Genomic DNA, 22,479 nt, shown 5'->3' on the forward strand with positions numbered 1-22,479 from the left:
ATGATAAAATAAGATGATGAATGAGAAAACGGGTGATGAAGTTGAATAGAGCAATCGGTGTTATCGATTCAGGAGTTGGCGGTTTAACAGTAGCGAAGGAATTAATTCGTCAGTTGCCGAAAGAGCGTATTATATATTTAGGGGATACAGCACGTTGCCCTTATGGTCCACGTTCTCGAGAAGAAGTGCGTCAATTTACGTGGGAAATGACGGAGCATTTACTAGATTTAAATATCAAAATGTTAGTTATTGCGTGTAATACAGCAACTGCGGTTGTATTAGAAGAGATGCAGAAACAATTACCAATTCCAGTGGTAGGAGTTATTCACCCAGGATCACGTACAGCTTTAAAAGTGACAAACACGTATCATGTTGGGATTATCGGAACGATTGGAACGGTGAAAAGTGGTGCATACGAAGAAGCGTTAAAGTCTATTAATAACCGTGTTATGGTAGAAAGTTTAGCGTGTCCGCCTTTCGTTGAGCTTGTAGAGAGTGGTAATTTTGAAAGTGAAATGGCGTATGAAGTTGTAAGGGAAACGTTGCAACCACTGAAAAATACCGATATTGATACGCTTATTTTAGGTTGCACACATTATCCGATTTTAGGGCCTGTTATAAAAAAAGTAATGGGAGATAAAGTGCAACTCATTAGTTCAGGTGATGAAACAGCGCGCGAAGTAAGTACAATTTTATACCATAGTAAAATGTTGAATGAGGGAGAGGAACAAAGTGATCATCTCTTCTTAACAACAGGAAAAATAGGTCTATTTAAAGAAATTGCATCAAAATGGTTTGGCCAACCGATTGAAAATGTGAAACATATTTATTTAGAAAAAGAATAATAGTAGAATTCATATAAGTGAACTCCTGAGAAATCAGGAGTTTTTTGTTTGTAAGAAGCATAGCTTGTTCTAAAACGTGAAACAGCTCGTATACATAATAGTACAAACTTAGATTTTAGGGGGGAATGGCATGCCTAAATCCACTTTTAAATGGGTTGTTGGTGCTACTGTGAGCGCTGTTTTACTAACAGGGTGTGGCTTTATAAATCAGGAGAAAGCAACGGAACAAATTGATCCGCCAAAACAAGTTACGTATACAGAGGGTGGAAATAAAGAAGTATCTAAGAAAGTGAAGCAAGGACAAATGGTGAATAGAGAACTATACCTTGTTGATAAAAATGGCTATGTTGTACCGCAAACGTTAGCTATACCTACTCCGAAAGCAAATGAGGTTATTCAGCGAACGTTAGAGTACCTTGTGAAAGATGGACCGGTAACGAATTTATTACCGAATGGGTTCCGTGCAGTCATCCCAGCGAATACGTCGATGACCTTAGATTTGAAAAAAGATGGGACAGCAGTCATTGATTTCTCACAAGAAATGAAAAACTATGCAAAAGAAGAAGAGCGTCAAATCGTTGAGTCGATAGCGTGGACGTTGACACAATTTAAAGAAGTAAAACAAGTGCAGTTCCAAATAAATGGTGAGAAGTTGGCGAAGATGCCTGTTGGTGGTACACCGCTTGGTGAAGGGGTGAGCCGTGCTAACGGTATCAACTTCGATGATGAGCAAGTAGCGGATGTAACGAATACAAAACCGGTAACACTTTATTTTATGGCACAAAATAATAATAAACAGCAATACTACGTGCCAGTAACACGCCGCGTTGTAGAAGGAAAAGAAAATGATTATGCAGCAATTATAGATGAACTTGTAAAAGGACCGATTCATCAATCGCTTCTGAATGATTTTAATCCAGGAGTTAAACTTATTACGAATCCGAAATTACAAGATGGAAATCTTACATTAAACTTTAACGAAAATATATTTATAAACCCAGATAAAAATATGATTTCAAATTACGTATTGAAGTCGTTAGTTTTATCTTTAACTGAAAAGAAAGGCGTGAAAAGCGTTTCTATTGAAGTAAATGGTAAAGCAAATCTTATAGATGAAAAGGGCGGAAAGTTAATAAAACCAGTAGATCGTCCAGAAAACGTGAATACAGGTAGTTTTTAATCGCCAATAATTTGATATACTTAAGTAAGAAAGGGGAATTGCTTTTTGGGTTCCCCTTCTTTTATTGTATACATATCATACATTTAAATTTGGCTATACTAACAAGTAGTTATGAGGAGGTTATTTTTATGCGAGTAGATGGTAGAGAGAAAACAGAATTACGCCATATACATATTCATACGAATTATTTAAAACATCCAGAAGGATCAGTATTAATTGAGGTTGGGGATACAAAGGTAATTTGCTCAGCGACAATTGAAGAGCGTGTCCCGCCGTTTATGCGTGGAGAAGGAAAGGGCTGGGTAACAGCTGAATACGCGATGATTCCACGTGCGACAGAACAACGTACAATTAGGGAGTCAAGTAAAGGGAAGGTAACAGGACGTACAATGGAAATCCAGCGTTTAATTGGACGAGCATTACGTGCGGTAGTTGACTTAGAAGCACTTGGTGAAAGAACGGTTTGGATTGATTGTGATGTTATTCAAGCGGATGGTGGAACGAGAACTGCTTCTATTACAGGTGCATATGTAGCAATGGTATTAGCGTTTGAAAAGTTATTACAAGCAGAAAAAGTATCTAAAATTCCAGTGAAAGATTATTTAGCCGCAACGTCAGTAGGGATTGTTGAAGAACAAGGTGTTGTTTTAGATTTAAACTACGCAGAAGATTCTAAAGCAGACGTTGATATGAACGTAATTATGACTGGAAAAGGTCAGTTTGTTGAAGTGCAAGGAACTGGAGAAGAAGCGACGTTTAGCAGAGCGCAGTTAAATGAATTACTTGATGCTGCGGAACAAGGTATTTTCCAACTGATTGACATGCAAAAAGAAGCGTTAGGTGACATCGTATCTCATATAGAGTAGAGGTGGAAAGTATGAAACAAGTTGTTGTAGCGACAAAAAATATGGGGAAAGTACGTGAATTTGCTGAGTTATTTGAGCGATTTGATTTAGAAGTAAAATCATTACACGATTTTCCTCATATTGAAGAAGTCGAGGAAACTGGTGAAACATTTGAAGAAAATGCAATTTTAAAAGCGGATAGTTTAAGCAAACAGTTGAATGCAATCGTAATTGCGGATGATTCAGGTCTTATTGTAGATGCTTTAAATGGAAAACCAGGCGTGTATTCAGCTCGTTTTGCTGGAGAGCCGAAAGATGATCAAGCGAATATCGATAAGGTTTTACAAGAATTAAATGATGTAGCGTTTGATAAGCGTAAAGCTCGCTTCTACTGTGCATTAGCAGTGGCTTTCCCTGAAGGTGATAAAAAGCCTGTCATTGTAAACGGGACGTGCGAAGGATATATTTTAGAACAGCGCCGCGGGGAAAACGGTTTTGGATATGATCCGATTTTTTATGTGGAAGAATATAAAAAAGCGATGGCGGAACTAAGTTCAGATGAGAAGAATGCCATTAGTCACCGCGGACGTGCTCTGCGTAAGCTAGAAGAAAAAATCCCTGAATGGTTTTTAGGAGAATAAGGGAGAGAGATTGATGAAGGCTTTAATCGTAAGCGATAGTCATAGCTCTGTGAAGGAATTACAGCAGTTAAAAGAGAAATATGAAGGGAAAGTAGATATCATGATTCATTGCGGTGATTCGGAGCTAACGCCTGCTCATGAAGAGCTGCAAGGTTTCCATGTTGTAAAAGGGAATTGTGATTATGCTAACTTTCAAGACGAAATTGTAACTGATGTAGATGGCATTCGTTTCGTAGTTGTGCACGGACATCGTCATAACGTAAAAATGACATTACAAACATTAGCGTACCGTGCAGAAGAGGTAGGGGCGCAAGTTGCATGCTTCGGACACTCTCACGTATTAGGTGCAGAATTAATCGACGGTGTTTTATTTATTAATCCAGGTAGTGTTTTATTACCGCGTCAGCGTGTAGAAAAAACATTTGCTTTATTAGAAATGGATGAAAATCAAATGGAAGTTCGTTTTGAAACATTAGACGGACAACTAGTTGAACAAGCAGTTTTTAAAAGAGGATAAGAAAAATTATCCTCTTTTAAAAAAGGTGTTGACTTTATGTATGGTTATACATATAATAAATATTGTCGATAGGGCAACAGCGCTAACGAAGAAAAATAAAATAACATATGCGGGTGTAGTTTAGTGGTAAAACAAGAGCCTTCCAAGCTCTGGTCGAGAGTTCGATTCTCTTCACCCGCTCCATGTCCCAGTAGCTCAGCCGGATAGAGCATACGCCTTCTAAGCGTACGGTCGGGAGTTCGAATCTCTCCTGGGACGCTAAAGAAACCTTGTTATCTTTTGATAACAAGGTTTTTTGTTTGTCTACAAATTGATATATGTGCAAGAAGTGTAAAATATAACGCAATATATGATAATTATTATGGATTGAAGTACATTAAGAAAAGAGCGCCATTTATGCGCCCTATTCCTCTTATTTAATTTAAAGAATCAATAGGTTTATGATGGAACTCAAATCCATATCCAGATTCTCCTAATTGTTCACTTACAATATTATAAAACTTTTTCCCGTAAAAACTAGGTTCATTCTGCGAATACACTTGTATAATGAAATGTGTTCTTCCTATTGTACTTGGAACTTTTTCGTAGATTTCATCACTTTCAATGAATCCTAAATATGTATTGATTTTGTCTTGTAAAAGTAAAATGTGTTCATCGTCAAGTTCTTCGCTTTTATTCCACTCTAAAGCATCAAAGATTGTTAAGTATACATTATCTTTATTATCCTCATCTATTAAAACTAAATCGACTTGATCCGTATCATGTAATGCCATATAAAAGCCTCCTTATTCTTCTTTTCTTATTACATTTATTTTCGTTGGTGGAATCTCTTCTAAATGTTCAAATGGTGGTTTGTTCCTACTTTTAACTATTGCACCTGATTCCGCAATTTCAGGGAAGGCTTTTTTCTGATTTTTAGTAAGAGGTGCAGTAGGTGAAGATTTTAACTCTACTAAGTCAATCTTGCCATTTGCGTCCTTGCCTCCTATATCTATACGAGTGCGTACGCCCGATTTTGTTTGTACGGTTATTTGTTCATTCAATTCAGATTTAGGTTTTTGTTGTTTTATAACCTCGAACATTTTTGTTTCGTATTCTTTACCTGCTAAGCTATTAGCTTTTAAAGTTTTCCGTTGTTTTTCTAGTGTGGCTGCTGCATCTATTGCATTGGAAACTTTTTTTGCGCCTTTGACTACTTTTATTCCCTTACCAACAGGCGTAAGCCCCGCAAAAACCATGACACCAGCACCAGTGCGTTCCCACCATGAAAGTTTTTCGCCAGTATCGGGATCAACACCTTCTATAACACGTCGTACATCGTATTCTCCCGATAGCTCGCCCACCAGGTCTCTAGTAACTTTCTCTAAACTTTCACCATCTTTTTTCGAAGAAGATGCACCAGGTGATGTGTTGTTATTTTCTGAAGAAGGGGTATTAGCTATAATCTCACTTTCAACTAGATTGCCGTCGTACTCAGCATCTGCCGTGCGGAATTTTTCCGCAACTCTTTCTAATTCGGCAGCTATTTTATCGAATTCCGTTAAAACTGTGAACATTTTCGGTTTAGCTTCGTTAAACATTTGATAGAAATGTTGGCTAGTTGCTCCTGCCCAGTTTGCGGCAATATGTTCTGTTTGATTGTATAAACCATTATGTATTTGTTCTAAGGTGTACCGTACGTTCTTTACCGTCTTGGCTACTTGCTCTAGACGTTCAGGTGTTACTTTTATTTGTACCATACCATCCCTGCTTCTCCTATAATATTTTCACAAGAAAATTATACCATATCTATACATTAGCCAGTGTATGTTAAACAAGCCATGAAAGAATCGCTTACATATTGTAGATAATAGGTGGGCCGGAAGTTCGGATCTCTCTTGGGACGGTAAAAATTGATGTTTTGGTGTAAGAGATGGGGGTAGGAATAAAATAGCATAATTAATACGAGTGAAAGATTATCACAAGAAGTGACTACTTATAAGTTTCGCGTCTAGTTTGGGTTATAATTGTAGCTCATTCTTAATATCTGTAACTTTTCCTTCGATATTAAGCAGTTGTATATGTAATTCTTTTTCTTAAATAAAAGGAGCGCCGTTTATGCGCCTTGTTCCTCATAGTATTTAATTTAAAGAATCAATAGGCTTATGATGGAACTCAAATCCATATCCGTATTATCCTAATTTTTTACTTAGAATGTTCTAAAACTTTTTACCATTCTAGTAAGATTGAGCATCGATTGTCGGAACTTATCCCCGGCAGTGTGTTACAATTAATAGATGCGGAAAACAAGAATCTCCAATTGACTGGACCTGTGATTGGTTAGACGGTTTAATAAGGTTTTAAAAAAAGGGAGATGGCGCAAAGATGGCGAGATCAAATGAGAATGATTTAACGGAGAAATTGGCAGAAGGTCACCGGAAATATGGTGATGGCAACTTTACAGTACAGAACATTGGTGATGAAACTAACCCGGATTGGACTGTCGTAAAAAATGTGAGGAAGGGATCGGCAGGCATTCGCGAAGAGGAAGATATATTAAGGCTGCGATCAAAATATATAAAATAGTACGGAAATGGGCGGAGTGGGAGTCCAAATCTCTCCTGGGACGCTAAAAAACCCTTGTTATCTTTTGATAACAAGGGTTTTTGTTTAGTTATTAATAAACTTCTCAAAGACAAAACCATAATCTTTCACATTATATTGTTTCTTCGTATCAACGAGCCAGTTAAAGGCGATTTCGTTCATTTCTTTAAACTGCTCTGCTAAATTTACTTGTGCGTTTGAAATACGGCTGAAAGCGTTAGAGGCCATATCTAGACTTTTATGTGCATACTGCAATGTAATATCGTTGTCGTATGAGATTTCTTCTATCTTAAGTAAAGCTTTATATAAATCTTTTAATTCTTCAATATGTTTTTTATGAACATCAATTGAATAATGCTCATCGCCCATTTGGAACTTAATTTCTACATCTAAATCAATCGTTCCGGCAGTTTCAAGTGCTACGTTTTTAATTGGATATTTACTGTAGCTAAAGCGGCGTAGTGTCCGTTTTTTACTTGTTGCGCTTGTGCCATCTAGGTGGATTAATCCTTTGTTTGTGAAACAATATTCATCTGATTTTGATTTAATTAGAAAGTAAATTTTCTCCCCGTCTTCATGCATCACATAATCATCAGCATCAACTTTATCGTAATCTTTCGGTGTGATGACAGATCCTACATCGCTTAGTCCTAATACATCTGCAGCCATTTTTTTAAACATATATAATCCCCCTTTTAAATTCTTAATTGTACAAAAATATATTAACACGATTTTAATGAAGTGTTTTCTTATAATTAAAAACATTTGAAGGTAAGTTGAGAAAAGTAACGAATGTTATTTAAAAATATGTAAAAAGATGCTGAGAAAAAAGCTGATTTTGTAAGTGATTATAGAGAAATTCCATGAAGTCCCCTCAAGTGATATAAGTTGTTTTTTATCCCTTTTTTGAAATCTTACAATTCTGTAAGGTAACTGTAAGGAAGTTCGATGGTAACAAATTGCTAATCCCCTATAATGAAGGTAACAACGATAAAACGAGGAGGAAGAAATGATGAAGGGATTAATCGTAACGGGTTTAACAGTTGCATTTGGATTTGTAGCGTATGAGAAATTAACGTATGTAGTTGATGTTGTAAAACATTTAATCGCTTAGTAAAAAACTGCCATGAGAGGGAAAGGGAATGAGTGAATGAATGGAATGGTTATTTGGAATTATAGGTACTTGTAGTGTAGTGTTATTGTTCTTTGTCCCAAGTGGTATACTTAGTTCGACAACGAGTTTGTTCTTCTTAAGTTTGTTTGCTTGTACGATGCTTATTATTATGTTTTTAATGAAGCGAAGTAAACCAATCTTCTATTTTAGCATGATTGTTATGGCAATTATTGTTCTCCAAATTATTACCCTTGTTATATACCCCACTATTATAAAAGCTTTCCATTAATGATAAATCCTCTGCTTTCATTGCTGAGGGTTTTTATTTGCATATTTTAATTTTGAGTAGGGATTTGTTTATATTGAAATATAAAAATTAAATATTTTCATATTTCAAACAAATGGTTTTGGGATGTTGTGTTCTCATTACTCATTTGATATATTTACTTTAAAGATAATTAAAATCTAGAAAAAGAGGCGGACGTATGGATAAAAAAGAAAATACGGTCGTATTGTTTCCGCAGCTATCAGAGCGATATATTGATGAAGGTTTTTTAGCGCTGAAAGAGCGGAAATTCGAAGATGCATTGCGCTGCTTTGAAATATTACGTCAGTATAATGCAGAAACGGAACAAACGGAACTCGCTTCGGTTATTTGTTTGTTAGAGTTAAAGCATATGGAAGAAGCGAAAGACAAATGTGAACAGTTACTTGAAACGGGAGCCGTATTATTTGGTGATATTCTGGAAACATATGTGACGATTTTAGTTCAAACGAATGATTATGAAGGTGTCATTGAAACCGTTGAAAAAGTGTTGCAAACGAAAGATGTAATGCCTGAGCAAAAGGAAAAATTAGCACAGCTCGCTTTATTTGCAGAAGGTATGTTAAATGAAGTAGATACGTCACTAGTCGATTCGAATTTTGAATTAGATGAGTTTACTAATGAAATGTTTGGAGAAAACTTTGGACAAAAGCTAAGAGCGATTCAGCAACTTTCGTTAAAAGACTTGGATCTTGCATTACCTATTTTAAAGAAATTTTTAATAGACGAAAAACAGCACCCTTATTTGAAAACTTCTATTTTATATAAAATGATAGAAAATCAAATAGAAGAAGAGATAGAGGTAGAAAAGTTTGGGAATACAATCAAGGTAATTCCAGCATTTACAGGTCATAATGAGGAGCAATCCGATAACATTATACATACATTATCAAGTCGATTAGAGCAAAATTATCCCGATATATTTGAAGCGATGGTTACATATTGGAAAGAATTGCAAATTAGCGTTTTCCCGTTCGCTCTATTAATGGATAAAGTGGAGATTTGGGCTGCTGTTTTAGAGAGAATTGGAAGAAAGCGTTTCGGATTGACTATTGATGAAGAAGAGCTTATGACAGCGTATAATATTGAATTAGATGAGTTTCATATTGCCTATCAATGGTTATTACGTGTTGAAAGAGAAGGATATTTGCCCGTATAATTATGAAAAAGAATCGTTCGGTTCTTGAAACGAGCATATTCTATGTTATAATGTAAGGGTTGCAAAAGGCAGAAATCTGCCTGTTTGTAAGAGAAGAGAAGTGTAATTCTCTTACTTAATATGTTTCATATTATTCTCGAACAAAATATACCGTAGTTGTCTTTTAGGCAATTAGTAGATTGGAACATTATATCTGAAAGCTTTTGCTAGAGGATTATTTGTACTTTTGTTATTTCAAAAAAGAGATAATGAAGATCTTAATCTATAGAGGTATGTGCATACATTATTATAGTTGGAGGGAAAGAATAAATGGCTGCAAAATGGGAAAAATTAGAAGGTAACGTAGGCGTTTTAACAATCGAAGTTGATGCTAAAGAAGTAAACAACTCTATCGACGCTGCGTTCAAAAAAGTAGTAAAAACAATCAACGTACCAGGTTTCCGTAAAGGAAAAATGCCTCGTCCGTTATTCGAACAACGCTTTGGTATCGAATCTTTATACCAAGATGCTTTAGATATCATCTTACCAAAAGCATACGGTGAAGCGATTGATGAAGCTGGTATCTTCCCAGTTGATCATCCTGAAATCGACATCGAGAAGTTCGAAAAAAATGCTAACCTTATCTTCACTGCAAAAGTTACAGTGAAACCTGAAGTTAAATTAGGTGAGTACAAAGGTTTAGCAGTAGAAAAAGTTGAAACAACTGTAACTGACGAAGATGTAGAGAACGAATTAAAATCTTTACAAGAGCGTCAAGCTGAACTAGTTGTTAAAGAAGAAGGAACTGTTGAAAACGGTGATACAGCTGTAATCGACTTCGAAGGTTTCGTTGATGGCGAAGCATTTGAAGGCGGAAAAGGCGAAAACTACTCTCTAGCAATCGGTTCTGGTACTTTCATCCCAGGTTTCGAAGAGCAAGTAATTGGTCTTAAATCTGGTGATTCTAAAGACGTTGAAGTATCATTCCCAGAAGAGTACCACGCTGCTGAATTAGCTGGCAAACCAGCAACATTCAAAGTAACAATTCACGAAATCAAAACAAAAGAACTTCCTGAGTTAAACGACGAGTTCGCTAAAGAAGCAGACGAAGCGGTTGCAACTCTTGATGAATTAAAAGCAAAACTTCGTACAAACTTAGAAGAAGGCAAAAAGCACGAAGCTGAGCACAAAGTACGTGACGAAGTAGTAGAATTAGCTGCTGCTAACGCTGAAATCGAAATTCCAGAAGCTATGATCGACACTGAGTTAGATCGTATGGTTCGTGAATTCGAGCAACGTTTAAGCCAACAAGGTATGAACCTTGAGCTTTACTACCAATTCACAGGTACTGACGCTGACAAATTAAAAGAGCAAATGAAAGAAGACGCTCAAAAACGCGTACGAATCAACCTTGTTCTTGAAGCTATCATTGAAGCTGAAAACATCGAAGTTACTGAAGAAGAAGTAACTGCAGAAGTTGAAAAAATGGCTGAAATGTACGGTATGCCAGTAGACGCTATCAAGCAAGCTCTTGGAAGCGTAGACGCTTTAGCTGAAGATCTTAAAGTGCGTAAAGCTGTAGATTTCTTAGTAGAAAACGCTGCATAATAAAATAACAAGGCGCGATTTTAATCGTGCCTTGTTTTATAAATATAGAAATATATTTATAAAACTTTTCGATGAAGAAGGAAAACTTCCTTAATGAGTCGAATATACATATTTCAAAAGTTTTAAAAACTTTTTATTTGTACATAACTAGTCATATTATTTGTATTTCTCGCCACGTAGTGACATAATATGTATTTACATACGATACATTTATCGTGTACATACGAAGGCAAGAGGTTAGCACTTTGTAAGGGGTGTGAAAATATGTTTAAATTTAATGATGAAAAAGGGCAATTAAAATGTTCTTTCTGTGGTAAAACACAAACGCAAGTTCGAAAGTTAGTTGCAGGTCCAGGTGTTTACATTTGTGACGAGTGTATCGAACTTTGTACTGAAATTGTACAAGAGGAGCTTGCGAAAGACGAAGAAGTAGAATTCAAAGATGTACCGAAACCGGTAGAAATTCGTGAAATCTTAGATGAGTATGTCATCGGACAAGATAACGCGAAAAAAGCACTAGCGGTAGCGGTATATAACCATTACAAACGCATTAATTCTAACAGCAAAATTGATGATGTAGAATTAGCGAAGAGTAATATCGCACTTATCGGGCCAACAGGTAGTGGTAAAACATTACTGGCACAAACGTTAGCGCGTATTTTAAATGTTCCATTTGCAATCGCGGACGCAACATCTTTAACTGAAGCTGGATATGTTGGGGAAGATGTAGAAAACATCTTACTAAAATTAATCCAAGCAGCTGATTATGATGTAGAGAAAGCGGAAAAAGGAATCATTTATATTGATGAGATTGATAAAGTGGCACGTAAGTCCGAAAATCCATCAATTACACGTGATGTATCTGGTGAAGGTGTGCAGCAGGCACTTCTGAAAATTTTAGAAGGTACTGTAGCAAGCGTTCCACCTCAAGGTGGTCGTAAGCATCCACACCAAGAGTTTATTCAAATTGATACAACGAATATCTTATTCATCTGTGGTGGGGCGTTTGATGGCATCGAGCCAATTATTAAACGTCGTCTTGGTGAAAAAGTAATTGGATTTGGTTCTGAGAAGAAAAATGCTGATGTAAATGAGAAGCATGTTTTATCTCACGTATTACCAGAGGACCTTTTAAGATTTGGTTTAATTCCAGAGTTTATCGGTCGTCTTCCAGTTATTGCGAACCTAGAGCCGCTTGATGAAGATGCTCTTGTTGATATTTTAACGAAACCGAAAAATGCACTTGTTAAGCAATTCCAAAAACTATTGGAGCTTGACGATGTTGAGTTAGAGTTTGAAGAAGGCGCACTAATTGAGATTGCGAAAAAAGCAATTGAACGTAAAACAGGTGCTCGTGGACTTCGTTCTATTATTGAGGGCTTAATGCTTGAAGTAATGTTCGAACTTCCATCTCGTAAAGATATCGAGAAGTGTGTTCTTACAAAAGAAACAGTAGCGGATAATGCAGCGCCAAAATTGGTGTTACAAGACGGTACTGTACTTGATACAAAAACATCTGCATAATGCGAAGGAGAAACAGCAATTTTTATAATTGCTGTTTTTCTTTATGTTTAGCTATGTTCCTCCGCGGAAATACTAAGAGATAAAACATTGCGGGAGGAAATAAATGATGAGCTGGACAAATATATTTTTACTTGTTCAACTTGTTTTTGGTGTAATTGTCGGATTGTATTTTTGGCATTTACTTCGAAATCAGCGAACACAAAAAGTTTCAATTGATCGAGAATCGAAAAAAGAATTAGAACAGCTTCGTAAAATGCGCGAGATTTCTTTAACAGAGCCGCTTGCGGAAAAGGTGCGTCCTACATCCTTTTTAGATATTGTAGGGCAAGAGGACGGGATTAAGTCGTTAAAAGCGGCTCTTTGTGGTCCGAACCCGCAACATGTAATTATATATGGTCCACCAGGTGTCGGAAAGACAGCGGCAGCACGTCTCGTATTAGAAGAAGCGAAACGAAATCCAAAATCTCCATTTCGCACAAATGCAACATTTATTGAACTGGATGCGACGACAGCAAGGTTTGATGAACGTGGTATTGCAGATCCTTTAATCGGTTCGGTGCATGATCCAATTTATCAAGGTGCTGGTGCGATGGGGCAAGCAGGTATTCCGCAACCGAAAAAAGGTGCGGTAACAGATGCACACGGTGGTATTTTGTTTATTGATGAGATTGGTGAACTACATCCGATTCAAATGAACAAAATGTTAAAGGTGTTAGAAGATCGAAAAGTGTTTTTGGAAAGTGCTTACTACAGTGAAGAGAATACGATGATTCCAACGTATATACATGACATTTTTCAAAAAGGTTTACCAGCCGATTTTCGCTTAGTTGGGGCGACGACACGTTCACCAGAGGAGATTCCTCCTGCTATTCGGTCGCGCTGTTTAGAAGTGTTCTTCCGTGAGTTAGATACAGAAGAAATTCAAAAAGTAGCGAAGAATGCAGCTGACAAAGTGGAAATGCAAATCGGTGAAAATGGTATTGAAATGATTGGGATGTATGCGAGAAATGGACGAGAAGCGATTAATCTTGTGCAAATTTCTGCTGGTATGGCAATAAATGAGGAACGCTCTTTCATTAAAGATGAAGATATTGAGTGGGTTGTTCACTCTAGTCAGCTTACACCGAAGTATGAAAAACGTATTTATCCTATTCCGAGAATCGGTCTTGTAAATGGACTTGCTGTATACGGACCAAATACAGGCGCGTTATTAGAAATTGAAGTAACAGCAATCAAGGCGAAAGATAAAGGATCGGTAAATGTTACCGGAATTGTTGAAGAGGAAAGTATTGGTAGTCAAACGAAATCCATTCGCCGTAAAAGTATGGCGAAAGGCTCTGTAGATAATGTATTAACAGTACTTCGTTCTCTAGATGTGTTGCCAGAAGGGTACGATATACATATTAATTTTCCAGGTGGTATCCCGATTGATGGGCCTTCGGCAGGTATTGCGATGGCAACAGGTGTATATTCAGCAGTGCATCGTACGTATGTGAATAATGAAGTAGCGATGACTGGTGAGATAAGTATACACGGAGAAGTGAAGCCTATCGGTGGTGTGTACGCGAAAATAAAAGCCGCGAAAAAAGCAGGTGCGAAGAAAGTCATCATTCCTGCTGAAAACATGCAACCGTTTTTGTACACAATAAAAGGGATTGAAATCATCCCTGTTCGTAAGTTAAAAGAAGTATTTGAGCTAACATTTATGCAAGAAAATATGCATCGAGAGCTTGATATACATACTGCTGTGGACGAGACAGATGCACAATCAATGTGAGAATGAACGATAATAAAATTTGCCAGACTTCGTTTAAGTTTGTATGCTTAAGCGGAGTCTTTTTTCCTTTTTCTAAGGGAGAAAAAACGTAGGATTTACAATTGCGGAAAATCTCTGCAATTGCATCTAGATGTATTGTAATATAAAATAGTTGAACAGGAGTTTATTTTATTATGGAGGTGCTATGTCTAGTATGAATACGAATGAAAGAATCGTACCCCTCCTACCATTAAGAGGCGTTCTCGTATATCCAACGATGGTTCTGCATCTTGATGTAGGACGTGATAAATCGATACAAGCACTAGAGCAGGCGGCAATGGATGAAAATATCATCTTTTTAGCAATGCAAAAAGAAATGAATATCGATGATCCGAAAGAAGATGACATATATAGTGTAGGTACAGTGGCGAAAGTGAAGCAAATGTTAAAATTGCCGAACGGTACGCTTCGTGTCCTTGTAGAAGGTTTACATAGAGCAGAAGTAGTAGAGTTTATTGAAGAGGAAAATGTAGTGCAAGTTTCTATTAAAACGGTAACGGAAGAAGTGGAAGCTGATTTAGAAGAGAAAGCTCTTATGCGTACATTACTAGAGCATTTCGAACAATATATTAAAGTTTCGAAAAAAGTTTCAAATGAAACTTTTGCAACGGTAGCTGATGTAGAAGAGCCAGGAAGATTAGCTGATTTAATTGCCTCTCACTTGCCAATTAAAACGAAGCAGAAACAAGAAATTTTAGAGATCATATCTGTGAAAGAACGATTACATACACTTATTTCAATTATTCAAGATGAACAAGAATTACTAAGTTTAGAAAAGAAAATTGGACAAAAAGTGAAACGTTCAATGGAACGCACGCAAAAAGAATATTTCTTACGTGAGCAAATGAAGGCGATTCAAACTGAACTTGGCGATAAAGAAGGTAAGGGCGGGGAAGTTGAAGAGCTTCGTGAGAAAATTGAACAGTCAGGAATGCCTGAAGAAACAATGAAGGCTGCACTGAAAGAATTAGATCGTTATGAAAAGTTACCAGCAAGTTCTGCGGAGAGTGGTGTCATTCGCAATTATATCGATTGGTTATTAGCACTTCCGTGGACAGAAGCAACAGAAGATATGATTGATCTTGCTCATTCGGAAGAGATTTTAAACAAAGATCATTACGGTCTTGAGAAAGTGAAAGAGCGCGTACTTGAATATTTAGCGGTACAGAAGTTAACGAATTCATTAAAAGGACCTATCCTTTGCTTAGTAGGACCTCCTGGAGTCGGAAAAACTTCATTAGCGCGTTCCATTGCAACATCATTAAATCGTAATTTTGTCCGTGTATCCCTTGGTGGTGTACGTGATGAATCTGAAATTCGTGGTCACCGTCGTACGTATGTTGGAGCAATGCCAGGGCGCATTATTCAAGGTATGAAAAAGGCGAAATCAGTTAATCCAGTCTTCTTATTAGATGAGATAGATAAAATGTCTAACGATTTCCGTGGAGATCCATCAGCAGCATTACTTGAAGTGCTAGACCCAGAACAAAATCATAACTTCAGTGATCATTACATTGAAGAACCATATGATTTATCAAAAGTTATGTTTGTAGCAACTGCAAATACACTTTCAAGTATTCCAGGCCCATTACTTGACCGTATGGAAATTATTTCGATTGCTGGCTATACAGAACTTGAAAAAGTTCACATTGCCCGTGAACATTTATTACCGAAACAATTAAAAGAGCATGGCTTACGAAAAGGTAACTTACAAGTACGTGATGAAGCGCTTCTTGAAATTATTCGTTATTATACACGTGAGGCTGGTGTTCGTACACTAGAGCGCCAAATTGCAAAAGTTTGTCGTAAAGCAGCAAAAATTATCGTTACAGCAGAGCGCAAGCGTATTGTAGTAACAGAGAAAAATGTTGTTGATTTACTTGGTAAGCACATATTCCGTTACGGGCAAGCTGAGAAAACAGACCAAGTTGGAATGGCGACAGGTTTAGCGTATACAGCAGCGGGCGGTGATACACTTGCGATTGAAGTGTCTGTAGCGCCAGGTAAAGGGAAATTAATTTTAACAGGGAAACTTGGGGATGTTATGAAAGAATCCGCACAAGCAGCGTTTAGCTATATTCGTTCTCGTGCAGAAGAGCTTCAGATTGATCCGAATTTCCATGAGAAAAATGATATTCATATTCATGTTCCAGAAGGAGCAGTTCCAAAAGATGGACCGTCAGCAGGTATTACGATGGCAACGGCACTTATTTCTGCACTAACAGGTATTCCTGTAAGTAAAGAAGTAGGGATGACAGGTGAAATTACACTTCGTGGTCGTGTATTACCAATTGGTGGTTTAAAAGAAAAAACATTAAGTGCTCACCGCGCAGGCTTAACAAAAATTATTTTGCCAGCAGAAAACGAGAAAGATTTAGATGATATTCCAGAAAGCGTAAAAGAAAACCTTACGTTTGTGCTTGCATCTCATTTAGATGAAGTATTGGAGCACGCATTAGTAGGAGTGAAACAATGAAAGTAACAAAAGCAGATATTGTAATTAGTGCTGTTAAACCAGAACAATATCCAGACAGTGATTTACCAGAAATTGCATTAGCAGGTCGTTCAAATGTCGGGAAGTCTTCCTTTATTAATAAAATTTTAAATCGTAAAAAGTTAGTTCGTATTTCTTCTAAACCCGGAAAAACGCAAACGCTGAACTTTTTCTTAATCAATGAGATGATGCATTTTGTTGACGTTCCAGGTTATGGATATGCGAAAGTATCTAAATCAGAACGCGCAGCATGGGGCAAGATGATTGAAACATACTTTACAACGCGTGAGCAATTAGACGCAGCTGTATTAGTAGTTGATTTACGTCATAAACCAACAAGCGATGACGTGATGATGTATGATTTCTTAAAGCATTATGAAATCCCAACAATTATTATTGCGACGAAAGCTGATAAAATTCCGAAAGGGAAATGGCAAAAGCATTTAAAAGTTGTAAAAGAAACGCTTGCTGTTGAAATTGGAGATGAAATTGTTCTATTCTCTTCTGAAACAGGACTTGGAAAAGAAGAAGCGTGGAAGGCCATTCACAGAATGACAAAAACAAAAAACGCGTGACGAATGTCGCGCGTTTTTTTATTTACTACATTTTTTATTTTACGTTTAATGTAACCTCAATATTTCCTCTCGTTGCTTTCGAATACGGACATACACCGTGAGCTGCTTCTACAAGTTCTTGTGCTTCGCTATGTGAGACACCAGCAACATGTACATCAAGTACAGCAGATAGGCCAAAACCACCATCAGTATCTTTTCCGATAGAAACGTGAGCAGTTACTTCTGTACTTTCTACTTTCATACGTTTTGTACGAATAACAAGTTGTAATGCGCTATCAAAACATGCGGCATAACCAGCAGCAAATAGTTGTTCTGGATTTGTTGCCTCTCCGCCTGCACCACCTAGTGCTTTCGGCATTTTTACATCAAGATTTAATATGCCATCATCTGAAACGACTTTCCCGTTTCTTCCACCTGTAGCAGTTACTGAAGCAGTATATAATTTATCCATGTTTATTCCCCTTTTCTATCATTAATTGTTTTCATTGTTTCAATTAGTTTATTTAATTGAATTAATAAAGAGAGATATTCTTGTTCTGTAATTCCTAAATTTGTAGCCATCGTTGTCGGTAATGAACAAGCCTTTTCTTTTAAATCTTTACCTTGTTCTGTTAATTCAATACAAACTTTACGCTCGTCTTCTTTGGAACGAGCACGTTTTACAAGGTTTAATGATTCCATTCGTTTTAACATAGGTGTTAACGTACCGGAATCTAAAAATAGACGCTCACCAATTTCTTTTACTGTTAGTCCATCTTGCTCCCATAGTACGAGTAAAGTAATGTACTGCGGATACGTAATACCCATCTCTTCTAAATATGGTCGATAAAAGCGGGTGACTTCTTTAGAACAGGCGTAAATAGAAAAACAAAGTTGGTTATCTAGATGTAAAGAATCCTCTGTCATACATAACTCCTTTCTAATTAAGTTGTGCACAATTTAATTTTGTAAAATCAATATAACGAAAAAGAAATACAATGTCAAATACATTGTATTGAGAAAGTTTGTGCTACAATTTGGAACAATCATACATATTTTCCTTCATGATGAAAGAAGATAGGAAAGATGATGTTATAATTCATATGGAATAGTTTCCATCACTTGATTATGAGGACTTTTTTTGGTAACGTACAAATAGAGTTATTAATTTATAATCATTATAAAGTAGGAAGTTTTTATTAGTTTTACTGAATCTCCTTTATTACATACGGAGAATAAATAAAAAAATAATCGGTTGTTCACACGATTGTCAGATTCATAAGAGGAAAGTTGTATTATGATAGTAGATAAAGTGATAAAACGGGTGAAGGGGGACATGCTGCGTGCATATTCTTGTTGTTAGTGTAAATTATCGAACAGCCCCTGTAGAATTTCGTGAGAAACTCACATTTCAGGCAGCAGAGCTAGAGCGAGCGATGACTACATTACAAAATCAAAAGAGCGTGTTAGAGAATGTCATTGTATCAACTTGTAATCGTACTGAGGTTTATGCTGTTGTCGATCAATTACACACGGGACGGTATTATATTAAGAAGTTTTTAGCTGATTGGTTTCAGCTTGAAATAGAAGAGGTTGCACCATATTTAACGATTTTTGAACAAGATGGTGCAGTAGATCATTTATTCCGCGTAACGTGCGGTTTAGATTCTATGGTAGTTGGAGAAACGCAGATTTTAGGACAAATAAAAGATAGCTTTTTAGAAGCACAGCAAGTGAAAGCAACAGGCACAATTTTTAATGAGTTGTTTAAGCAAGTGGTTACGTTAGCGAAACGTGCTCACTCAGAAACGACAATTGGTGAAAGTGCGATGTCTGTTAGTTATGCTGCTGTTGAGCTCGGAAAAAAAATATTCGGTGAGTTAACAGATTGTCACGTACTTATTCTTGGTGCGGGTAAAATGGGTGAGCTTGCACTGCAAAACTTATATGGAAGCGGTGCTCGTAAAGTAACAGTTATGAATAGGACGCTTTCAAAAGCTGAAGTAATGGCTGAGAAATATATGGGACATGCAAAACCTTTAAGTGAATTGCAATGTGCATTATTAGAAGCTGATATTTTAATTAGTTCAACTGGTGCATCGGATTATGTCATTACGAAAGAGATGATGACAAAGGTAGAGAGAATGCGCTCTGGTCGTCCATTATTTATGGTTGATATTGCGGTACCGCGTGATATTGATCCAGCGATTGATGAATTAGAAGGTTCTTTCTTATATGACATTGATGATTTGCAAGGAGTAGTGGAAGCGAACCGTGCAGAACGTTTGAAAGAAGCAGAGAAAATTCAATTTATGATTGAAGAGGAAATTGTTTTATTTAAAACGTGGTTAAGTACACTTGGTGTCGTTCCATTAATATCAGCTCTTCGTGATAAGGCGCTTGCTATTCAAAGTGAAACGATGGAAAGTTTGGAACGAAAAATACCGAACCTTAGTGATCGTGAGAGAAAAGTAATTAGTAAGCATACGAAAAGTATTATTAATCAATTATTAAAAGACCCAATTTTAGTAGCGAAAGAAATAGCTGCTGAAGAGGGAGCGGACGAAAAATTAGCGTTATTTGCAAAGATTTTTGATTTAGAAATGGAAGACGTAGAGAGTCGTGCGGAAGAAGTAGAACATAAAAGAGCGTGGACACCATCCGTTCCATCTTTATAATTTGGAAGGATGATCGGATGAGTTTTTTAAATAACAGTATTATTTATCATATTGCAATTATTTTATATGCTTGTAGCATTAGTTTATATTTTATAGATTATTTCCAAAGTAACCGAAAGGCGAATCGATTTGCTTTTTGGTTACTTTCGATTGTATGGGTTCTGCAGTCTATTTTCATGTTACTTCGGGCTACAGATTCAGAAACGAATCCTATATTAACTTTATTATCAGGGATTTATTTTTATGTTTGGCTGTTAATTACGATGTCTTTAGTCATTAATCGATTTATGAGGATTGACTTTTTAGTCTTTTTTACAAATGTTGTTGCGTTTGGCGTAAGCGCTTTTTCTATTTTTACACCGCTCGGAAAGATGTCACCAGTACTTGCAGATCAATTAGTTTCGGAGCTTGTATACGTACATGTCGGTATGGCTATTATTTCTTATGCAACGTTCACTGTATCGTTCATTTTTTCTATTATGTATTTATTGCAATATCGCCTATTAAAAAAGAAAAAATGGAATGCAAGATTAAGAAGGTTAGGAAATTTACCGAAGCTAGAATCGATGTCTTACGGGTTAAATTTATTTTCTGTTCCATTTTTCTTACTAGCTATTTTATTAGGGTGCATATGGGGATATACGAAATTGGACAATTTCCATTGGTATGATACGAAAGTAATCGGGTCTTTTGTCGTTCTATTTGTATATTGTGCGGGTCTTTATTTACGAGCGGCAGATGTGTTGCAAGGGAAGAAAATAGTGCAGTGGAACATCGGAGCATTTCTCGTAATGCTAATTAATATTTTTCTATTAAGCAGTTTATCCAACTTCCACTTTTGGTATTTATAATGAGGAGAGAAAATTATGCGCAAAATTATTGTAGGATCACGAAAGAGTAAATTAGCATTAACACAAACAAACTGGTTTATTGATCAGTTAAAAGCGCTAGGTTTACCATATGAATTTGAAGTGAAAGAAATCGTCACAAAAGGTGATGTGATTTTAGATGTTACTCTTTCAAAAGTAGGGGGAAAAGGCTTATTTGTGAAAGAGATTGAACACGCGTTACTTACGAAAGAAATTGATATGGCTGTACATAGTATGAAAGATATGCCGGCTGTACTTCCAGAAGGGTTAATGATTGGTTGTACACCAAAGCGTGTTGACCCTCGTGATGCTTTTATTTCAAAAAGCGGAGCGTCGTTTAAAGAGTTAGCAGAAGGTGCCATTTTAGGTACGAGTAGTTTAAGACGTAGTGCACAATTGTTAGCTGCGAGACCAGATTTACAAGTGAAGTGGATTCGCGGAAATATCGATACACGTTTACGTAAATTAAAAGAAGAAGATTATGACGCTATCATTTTAGCGACAGCTGGATTACAAAGAATGGGCTGGGATAATGAAGTTATTACAGAACATTTAGATGAGACGTTATGTGTACCTGCTGTAGGGCAAGGTGCATTAGCGATTGAGTGTCGTGAAGATGATAAGGATTTACTACAGTTGTTAGCGCATATGAATGATGCAGTAACAGAAAAAACAGTGGCAGCAGAACGAGTATTTCTTCATAAACTTGAAGGTGGATGCCAAGTTCCGATCGCTGGATATGCAACTCTTACAGAAAACGATGCAATCGAATTAACAGCTCTTGTCGGGTCTATGGACGGTTCTGTTTTATTGAAAGAAACAGTGGTAGGAACTGATCCAAAGGAAGTAGGATTAGAGGCTGCGGACCGTTTAATTAAACAAGGCGCAAAAGAACTCATTCTTGCTGCAAATAAGGGGCAACAATAAATATGAACGCTCTCGCTGGCAAAACGGTATTGATTACACGTGCCCAGCATCAAGCAAAGCAAATGAGTGTAGCGGTGAAAGAAAAGAGCGGAATTCCATTGGAAATTCCGCTTTTGCGTATGGAAGGTATGTCTCATAGGCAAATTCAACATATAGCAGGGCAGCTGTATTCATATGACTGGGTTATTTTTACGAGTAAAAATGGGGTAGCTTTTTTTCTAGATAGTTTGAAAAAGAAGCTACCAGCAACGATTAAAATTGCTGCAGTAGGCGTGAAAACAAAGTTAGAGTTAGAAAAGCGAGGCTATGAAGTGGATTTTGTTCCAACTTCATTTGTTGCAGAAGTATTTGCAGAAGAGTTTGTAAAAAAACTAAGTGGAAATGAATGCATTTTATTTCCGAAAGGGAATTTAGCAAGAGATGTAATTCCGGTTGCACTTCGAGGACTTGGTGTTTCTCTAGATGAATTAATCGTATATGGTACGAAAGAAAATGTAGAGAAAAGGCAGGAGCTTATAGAAGCATTAGAAGTAGGGAAAGTAGATATTATTACATTTACAAGCCCTTCAACTGTTACTAGTTTTGTTCATTTACTTGAGGGCACAAACTGGAGAGAATGGACAAAAAAATGTACAATTGCTTGTATAGGGCCTATTACGGAAAAAGAGGCGAGCCTTTATTTTCCGCATATTATTATGCCGAAAGAGTACACTGTAGAAGCATTACTACAATGCATTTGCGAATCTATAAAGTAAAACTTTAATTAGTGGGGTCTTACTGCCCGCAAATAGTGGGATAAAATAAAAGAATGGGGATAGAAA

Annotated in this window: 22 protein-coding genes and 2 tRNA genes; 19 read left to right on the forward strand and 5 right to left on the reverse strand. The window is 36.8% G+C overall.

Annotated elements, in window-relative coordinates; genetic code table 11:
- Positions 1-35: 35 nt before the first annotated feature.
- The 7 genes from racE to VF726_RS08210 all read left to right on the forward strand — a co-directional run bounded on the left by racE (position 36) and on the right by VF726_RS08210 (position 4,286).
- Positions 36-845 (forward strand): glutamate racemase, encoded by an 810-nt coding sequence (racE, locus tag VF726_RS08180; protein ID WP_000774001.1) that lies wholly within the window; start codon positions 36-38, stop codon positions 843-845.
- A 130-nt stretch (positions 846-975) separates the two neighbouring features.
- Entirely contained in the window at positions 976-2,025 is a 1,050-nt protein-coding gene (gene gerM / locus VF726_RS08185) for a spore germination protein GerM (RefSeq protein WP_440167303.1), read from the forward strand.
- A gap of 128 nt (positions 2,026-2,153) precedes the next feature.
- A complete protein-coding gene (gene rph, locus VF726_RS08190) occupies positions 2,154-2,891 on the forward strand; it encodes a ribonuclease PH (RefSeq protein ID WP_001261765.1) in 738 nt (245 codons plus the stop codon).
- Positions 2,892-2,902: 11 nt separating this feature from the next.
- A complete protein-coding gene (locus VF726_RS08195) occupies positions 2,903-3,511 on the forward strand; it encodes an XTP/dITP diphosphatase (protein ID WP_142286678.1) in 609 nt (202 codons plus the stop codon).
- A gap of 13 nt (positions 3,512-3,524) precedes the next feature.
- Positions 3,525-4,028, forward strand: a complete 504-nt coding sequence (locus VF726_RS08200; protein ID WP_440167307.1) for a metallophosphoesterase — start codon at positions 3,525-3,527, stop codon at positions 4,026-4,028.
- A gap of 109 nt (positions 4,029-4,137) precedes the next feature.
- Positions 4,138-4,211, forward strand: a tRNA-Gly gene (locus VF726_RS08205).
- A 1-nt stretch (position 4,212) separates the two neighbouring features.
- A tRNA-Arg gene (locus tag VF726_RS08210) sits at positions 4,213-4,286 on the forward strand.
- 158 nt (positions 4,287-4,444) lie between these two features.
- Here the strand turns inward: VF726_RS08210 and VF726_RS08215 are convergent.
- Both VF726_RS08215 and VF726_RS08220 read right to left on the reverse strand, forming a co-directional pair.
- Positions 4,445-4,801, reverse strand: a complete 357-nt coding sequence (locus VF726_RS08215) for a DUF6572 domain-containing protein (protein WP_001173693.1) — start codon at positions 4,799-4,801, stop codon at positions 4,445-4,447.
- Between the two features lie 12 nt (positions 4,802-4,813).
- Complete coding sequence (locus VF726_RS08220; protein WP_377823936.1) at positions 4,814-5,767, reverse strand: WXG100 family type VII secretion target; 954 nt, start codon at positions 5,765-5,767, stop codon at positions 4,814-4,816.
- A gap of 625 nt (positions 5,768-6,392) precedes the next feature.
- Here VF726_RS08220 and VF726_RS08225 point away from each other — a divergent pair.
- Positions 6,393-6,593 (forward strand): cytoplasmic protein, encoded by a 201-nt coding sequence (locus VF726_RS08225; RefSeq protein ID WP_151633448.1) that lies wholly within the window; start codon positions 6,393-6,395, stop codon positions 6,591-6,593.
- 84 nt (positions 6,594-6,677) lie between these two features.
- On the opposite strand, the gene VF726_RS08230 is transcribed toward VF726_RS08225, so the two are convergent.
- On the reverse strand, positions 6,678-7,292 hold the full coding sequence (locus tag VF726_RS08230; RefSeq protein WP_440167310.1) for a PH domain-containing protein: 615 nt from the start codon (positions 7,290-7,292) through the stop codon (positions 6,678-6,680).
- Between the two features lie 473 nt (positions 7,293-7,765).
- Here VF726_RS08230 and VF726_RS08235 point away from each other — a divergent pair, with 473 nt between their 5' ends.
- From VF726_RS08235 to ysxC, 7 genes are all read left to right on the forward strand, one after another.
- The gene (locus VF726_RS08235) at positions 7,766-8,014 is read left to right on the forward strand and encodes a hypothetical protein (RefSeq protein WP_001983650.1); all 249 of its coding nucleotides are present in this window, start codon (positions 7,766-7,768) and stop codon (positions 8,012-8,014) included.
- A gap of 196 nt (positions 8,015-8,210) precedes the next feature.
- Positions 8,211-9,209, forward strand: a complete 999-nt coding sequence (locus VF726_RS08240) for a hypothetical protein (RefSeq protein WP_440167313.1) — start codon at positions 8,211-8,213, stop codon at positions 9,207-9,209.
- Positions 9,210-9,518: 309 nt separating this feature from the next.
- On the forward strand, positions 9,519-10,796 hold the full coding sequence (gene tig / locus VF726_RS08245) for a trigger factor (RefSeq protein ID WP_212955906.1): 1,278 nt from the start codon (positions 9,519-9,521) through the stop codon (positions 10,794-10,796).
- A 264-nt stretch (positions 10,797-11,060) separates the two neighbouring features.
- Positions 11,061-12,320 carry an ATP-dependent protease ATP-binding subunit ClpX gene (gene clpX / locus VF726_RS08250; protein WP_048531476.1) on the forward strand — a complete coding sequence of 420 codons (1,260 nt, stop codon included), beginning with the start codon at positions 11,061-11,063 and terminating at the stop codon, positions 12,318-12,320.
- A gap of 106 nt (positions 12,321-12,426) precedes the next feature.
- On the forward strand, positions 12,427-14,097 hold the full coding sequence (lonB, locus tag VF726_RS08255) for an ATP-dependent protease LonB (RefSeq protein ID WP_033656407.1): 1,671 nt from the start codon (positions 12,427-12,429) through the stop codon (positions 14,095-14,097).
- A gap of 184 nt (positions 14,098-14,281) precedes the next feature.
- Positions 14,282-16,612, forward strand: a complete 2,331-nt coding sequence (gene lon, locus VF726_RS08260) for an endopeptidase La (protein WP_087957079.1) — start codon at positions 14,282-14,284, stop codon at positions 16,610-16,612.
- The gene (gene ysxC / locus VF726_RS08265) at positions 16,609-17,205 is read left to right on the forward strand and encodes a ribosome biogenesis GTP-binding protein YsxC (RefSeq protein ID WP_144612374.1); all 597 of its coding nucleotides are present in this window, start codon (positions 16,609-16,611) and stop codon (positions 17,203-17,205) included. Before lon ends, ysxC begins: the two co-directional genes overlap by 4 nt.
- A 34-nt stretch (positions 17,206-17,239) precedes the next feature.
- Here ysxC and VF726_RS08270 read toward each other — a convergent pair whose 3' ends face one another.
- Both VF726_RS08270 and VF726_RS08275 read right to left on the reverse strand, forming a co-directional pair.
- A complete protein-coding gene (locus VF726_RS08270; RefSeq protein WP_048531467.1) occupies positions 17,240-17,656 on the reverse strand; it encodes an organic hydroperoxide resistance protein in 417 nt (138 codons plus the stop codon).
- Positions 17,657-17,658: 2 nt separating this feature from the next.
- Positions 17,659-18,111 (reverse strand): MarR family winged helix-turn-helix transcriptional regulator, encoded by a 453-nt coding sequence (locus VF726_RS08275; protein WP_440167317.1) that lies wholly within the window; start codon positions 18,109-18,111, stop codon positions 17,659-17,661.
- Positions 18,112-18,527: 416 nt separating this feature from the next.
- Here VF726_RS08275 and hemA point away from each other — a divergent pair, with 416 nt between their 5' ends.
- From hemA to hemD, 4 genes are read left to right on the forward strand one after another with little or no spacing between them, the layout of a single operon-like run.
- On the forward strand, positions 18,528-19,862 hold the full coding sequence (gene hemA / locus VF726_RS08280) for a glutamyl-tRNA reductase (RefSeq protein ID WP_440167319.1): 1,335 nt from the start codon (positions 18,528-18,530) through the stop codon (positions 19,860-19,862).
- A gap of 17 nt (positions 19,863-19,879) precedes the next feature.
- The gene (locus VF726_RS08285; protein ID WP_166702920.1) at positions 19,880-20,713 is read left to right on the forward strand and encodes a cytochrome c biogenesis protein; all 834 of its coding nucleotides are present in this window, start codon (positions 19,880-19,882) and stop codon (positions 20,711-20,713) included.
- Between the two features lie 15 nt (positions 20,714-20,728).
- Positions 20,729-21,658 (forward strand): hydroxymethylbilane synthase, encoded by a 930-nt coding sequence (gene hemC, locus VF726_RS08290; RefSeq protein WP_440167321.1) that lies wholly within the window; start codon positions 20,729-20,731, stop codon positions 21,656-21,658.
- 2 nt (positions 21,659-21,660) lie between these two features.
- Positions 21,661-22,413 (forward strand): uroporphyrinogen-III synthase, encoded by a 753-nt coding sequence (gene hemD / locus VF726_RS08295; RefSeq protein ID WP_440167325.1) that lies wholly within the window; start codon positions 21,661-21,663, stop codon positions 22,411-22,413.
- Positions 22,414-22,479: the final 66 nt, after the last annotated feature.

It is taken from the genome of Bacillus sp. Brlt_9 (assembly GCF_051948935.1).
Classification (GTDB): domain Bacteria; phylum Bacillota; class Bacilli; order Bacillales; family Bacillaceae_G; genus Bacillus_A.

Coding starts and splice junctions, on each gene's coding strand:
- VF726_RS08270 (WP_048531467.1), bottom strand. CDS start 17,656: ATGGATAAATTATATACTGCTTCAGTAACTGCTACAGGTGGAAGAAAC.
- VF726_RS08215 (WP_001173693.1), bottom strand. CDS start 4,801: ATGGCATTACATGATACGGATCAAGTCGATTTAGTTTTAATAGATGAG.
- hemC (WP_440167321.1), top strand. CDS start 20,729: ATGCGCAAAATTATTGTAGGATCACGAAAGAGTAAATTAGCATTAACA.
- VF726_RS08275 (WP_440167317.1), bottom strand. CDS start 18,111: ATGACAGAGGATTCTTTACATCTAGATAACCAACTTTGTTTTTCTATT.
- VF726_RS08285 (WP_166702920.1), top strand. CDS start 19,880: ATGAGTTTTTTAAATAACAGTATTATTTATCATATTGCAATTATTTTA.
- VF726_RS08230 (WP_440167310.1), bottom strand. CDS start 7,292: ATGTTTAAAAAAATGGCTGCAGATGTATTAGGACTAAGCGATGTAGGA.
- VF726_RS08235 (WP_001983650.1), top strand. CDS start 7,766: ATGGAATGGTTATTTGGAATTATAGGTACTTGTAGTGTAGTGTTATTG.
- ysxC (WP_144612374.1), top strand. CDS start 16,609: ATGAAAGTAACAAAAGCAGATATTGTAATTAGTGCTGTTAAACCAGAA.
- lonB (WP_033656407.1), top strand. CDS start 12,427: ATGAGCTGGACAAATATATTTTTACTTGTTCAACTTGTTTTTGGTGTA.
- VF726_RS08195 (WP_142286678.1), top strand. CDS start 2,903: ATGAAACAAGTTGTTGTAGCGACAAAAAATATGGGGAAAGTACGTGAA.
- racE (WP_000774001.1), top strand. CDS start 36: ATGAAGTTGAATAGAGCAATCGGTGTTATCGATTCAGGAGTTGGCGGT.
- VF726_RS08220 (WP_377823936.1), bottom strand. CDS start 5,767: ATGGTACAAATAAAAGTAACACCTGAACGTCTAGAGCAAGTAGCCAAG.
- gerM (WP_440167303.1), top strand. CDS start 976: ATGCCTAAATCCACTTTTAAATGGGTTGTTGGTGCTACTGTGAGCGCT.
- VF726_RS08240 (WP_440167313.1), top strand. CDS start 8,211: ATGGATAAAAAAGAAAATACGGTCGTATTGTTTCCGCAGCTATCAGAG.
- VF726_RS08200 (WP_440167307.1), top strand. CDS start 3,525: ATGAAGGCTTTAATCGTAAGCGATAGTCATAGCTCTGTGAAGGAATTA.
- VF726_RS08225 (WP_151633448.1), top strand. CDS start 6,393: ATGGCGAGATCAAATGAGAATGATTTAACGGAGAAATTGGCAGAAGGT.
- rph (WP_001261765.1), top strand. CDS start 2,154: ATGCGAGTAGATGGTAGAGAGAAAACAGAATTACGCCATATACATATT.
- tig (WP_212955906.1), top strand. CDS start 9,519: ATGGCTGCAAAATGGGAAAAATTAGAAGGTAACGTAGGCGTTTTAACA.
- lon (WP_087957079.1), top strand. CDS start 14,282: ATGTCTAGTATGAATACGAATGAAAGAATCGTACCCCTCCTACCATTA.
- hemD (WP_440167325.1), top strand. CDS start 21,661: ATGAACGCTCTCGCTGGCAAAACGGTATTGATTACACGTGCCCAGCAT.
- clpX (WP_048531476.1), top strand. CDS start 11,061: ATGTTTAAATTTAATGATGAAAAAGGGCAATTAAAATGTTCTTTCTGT.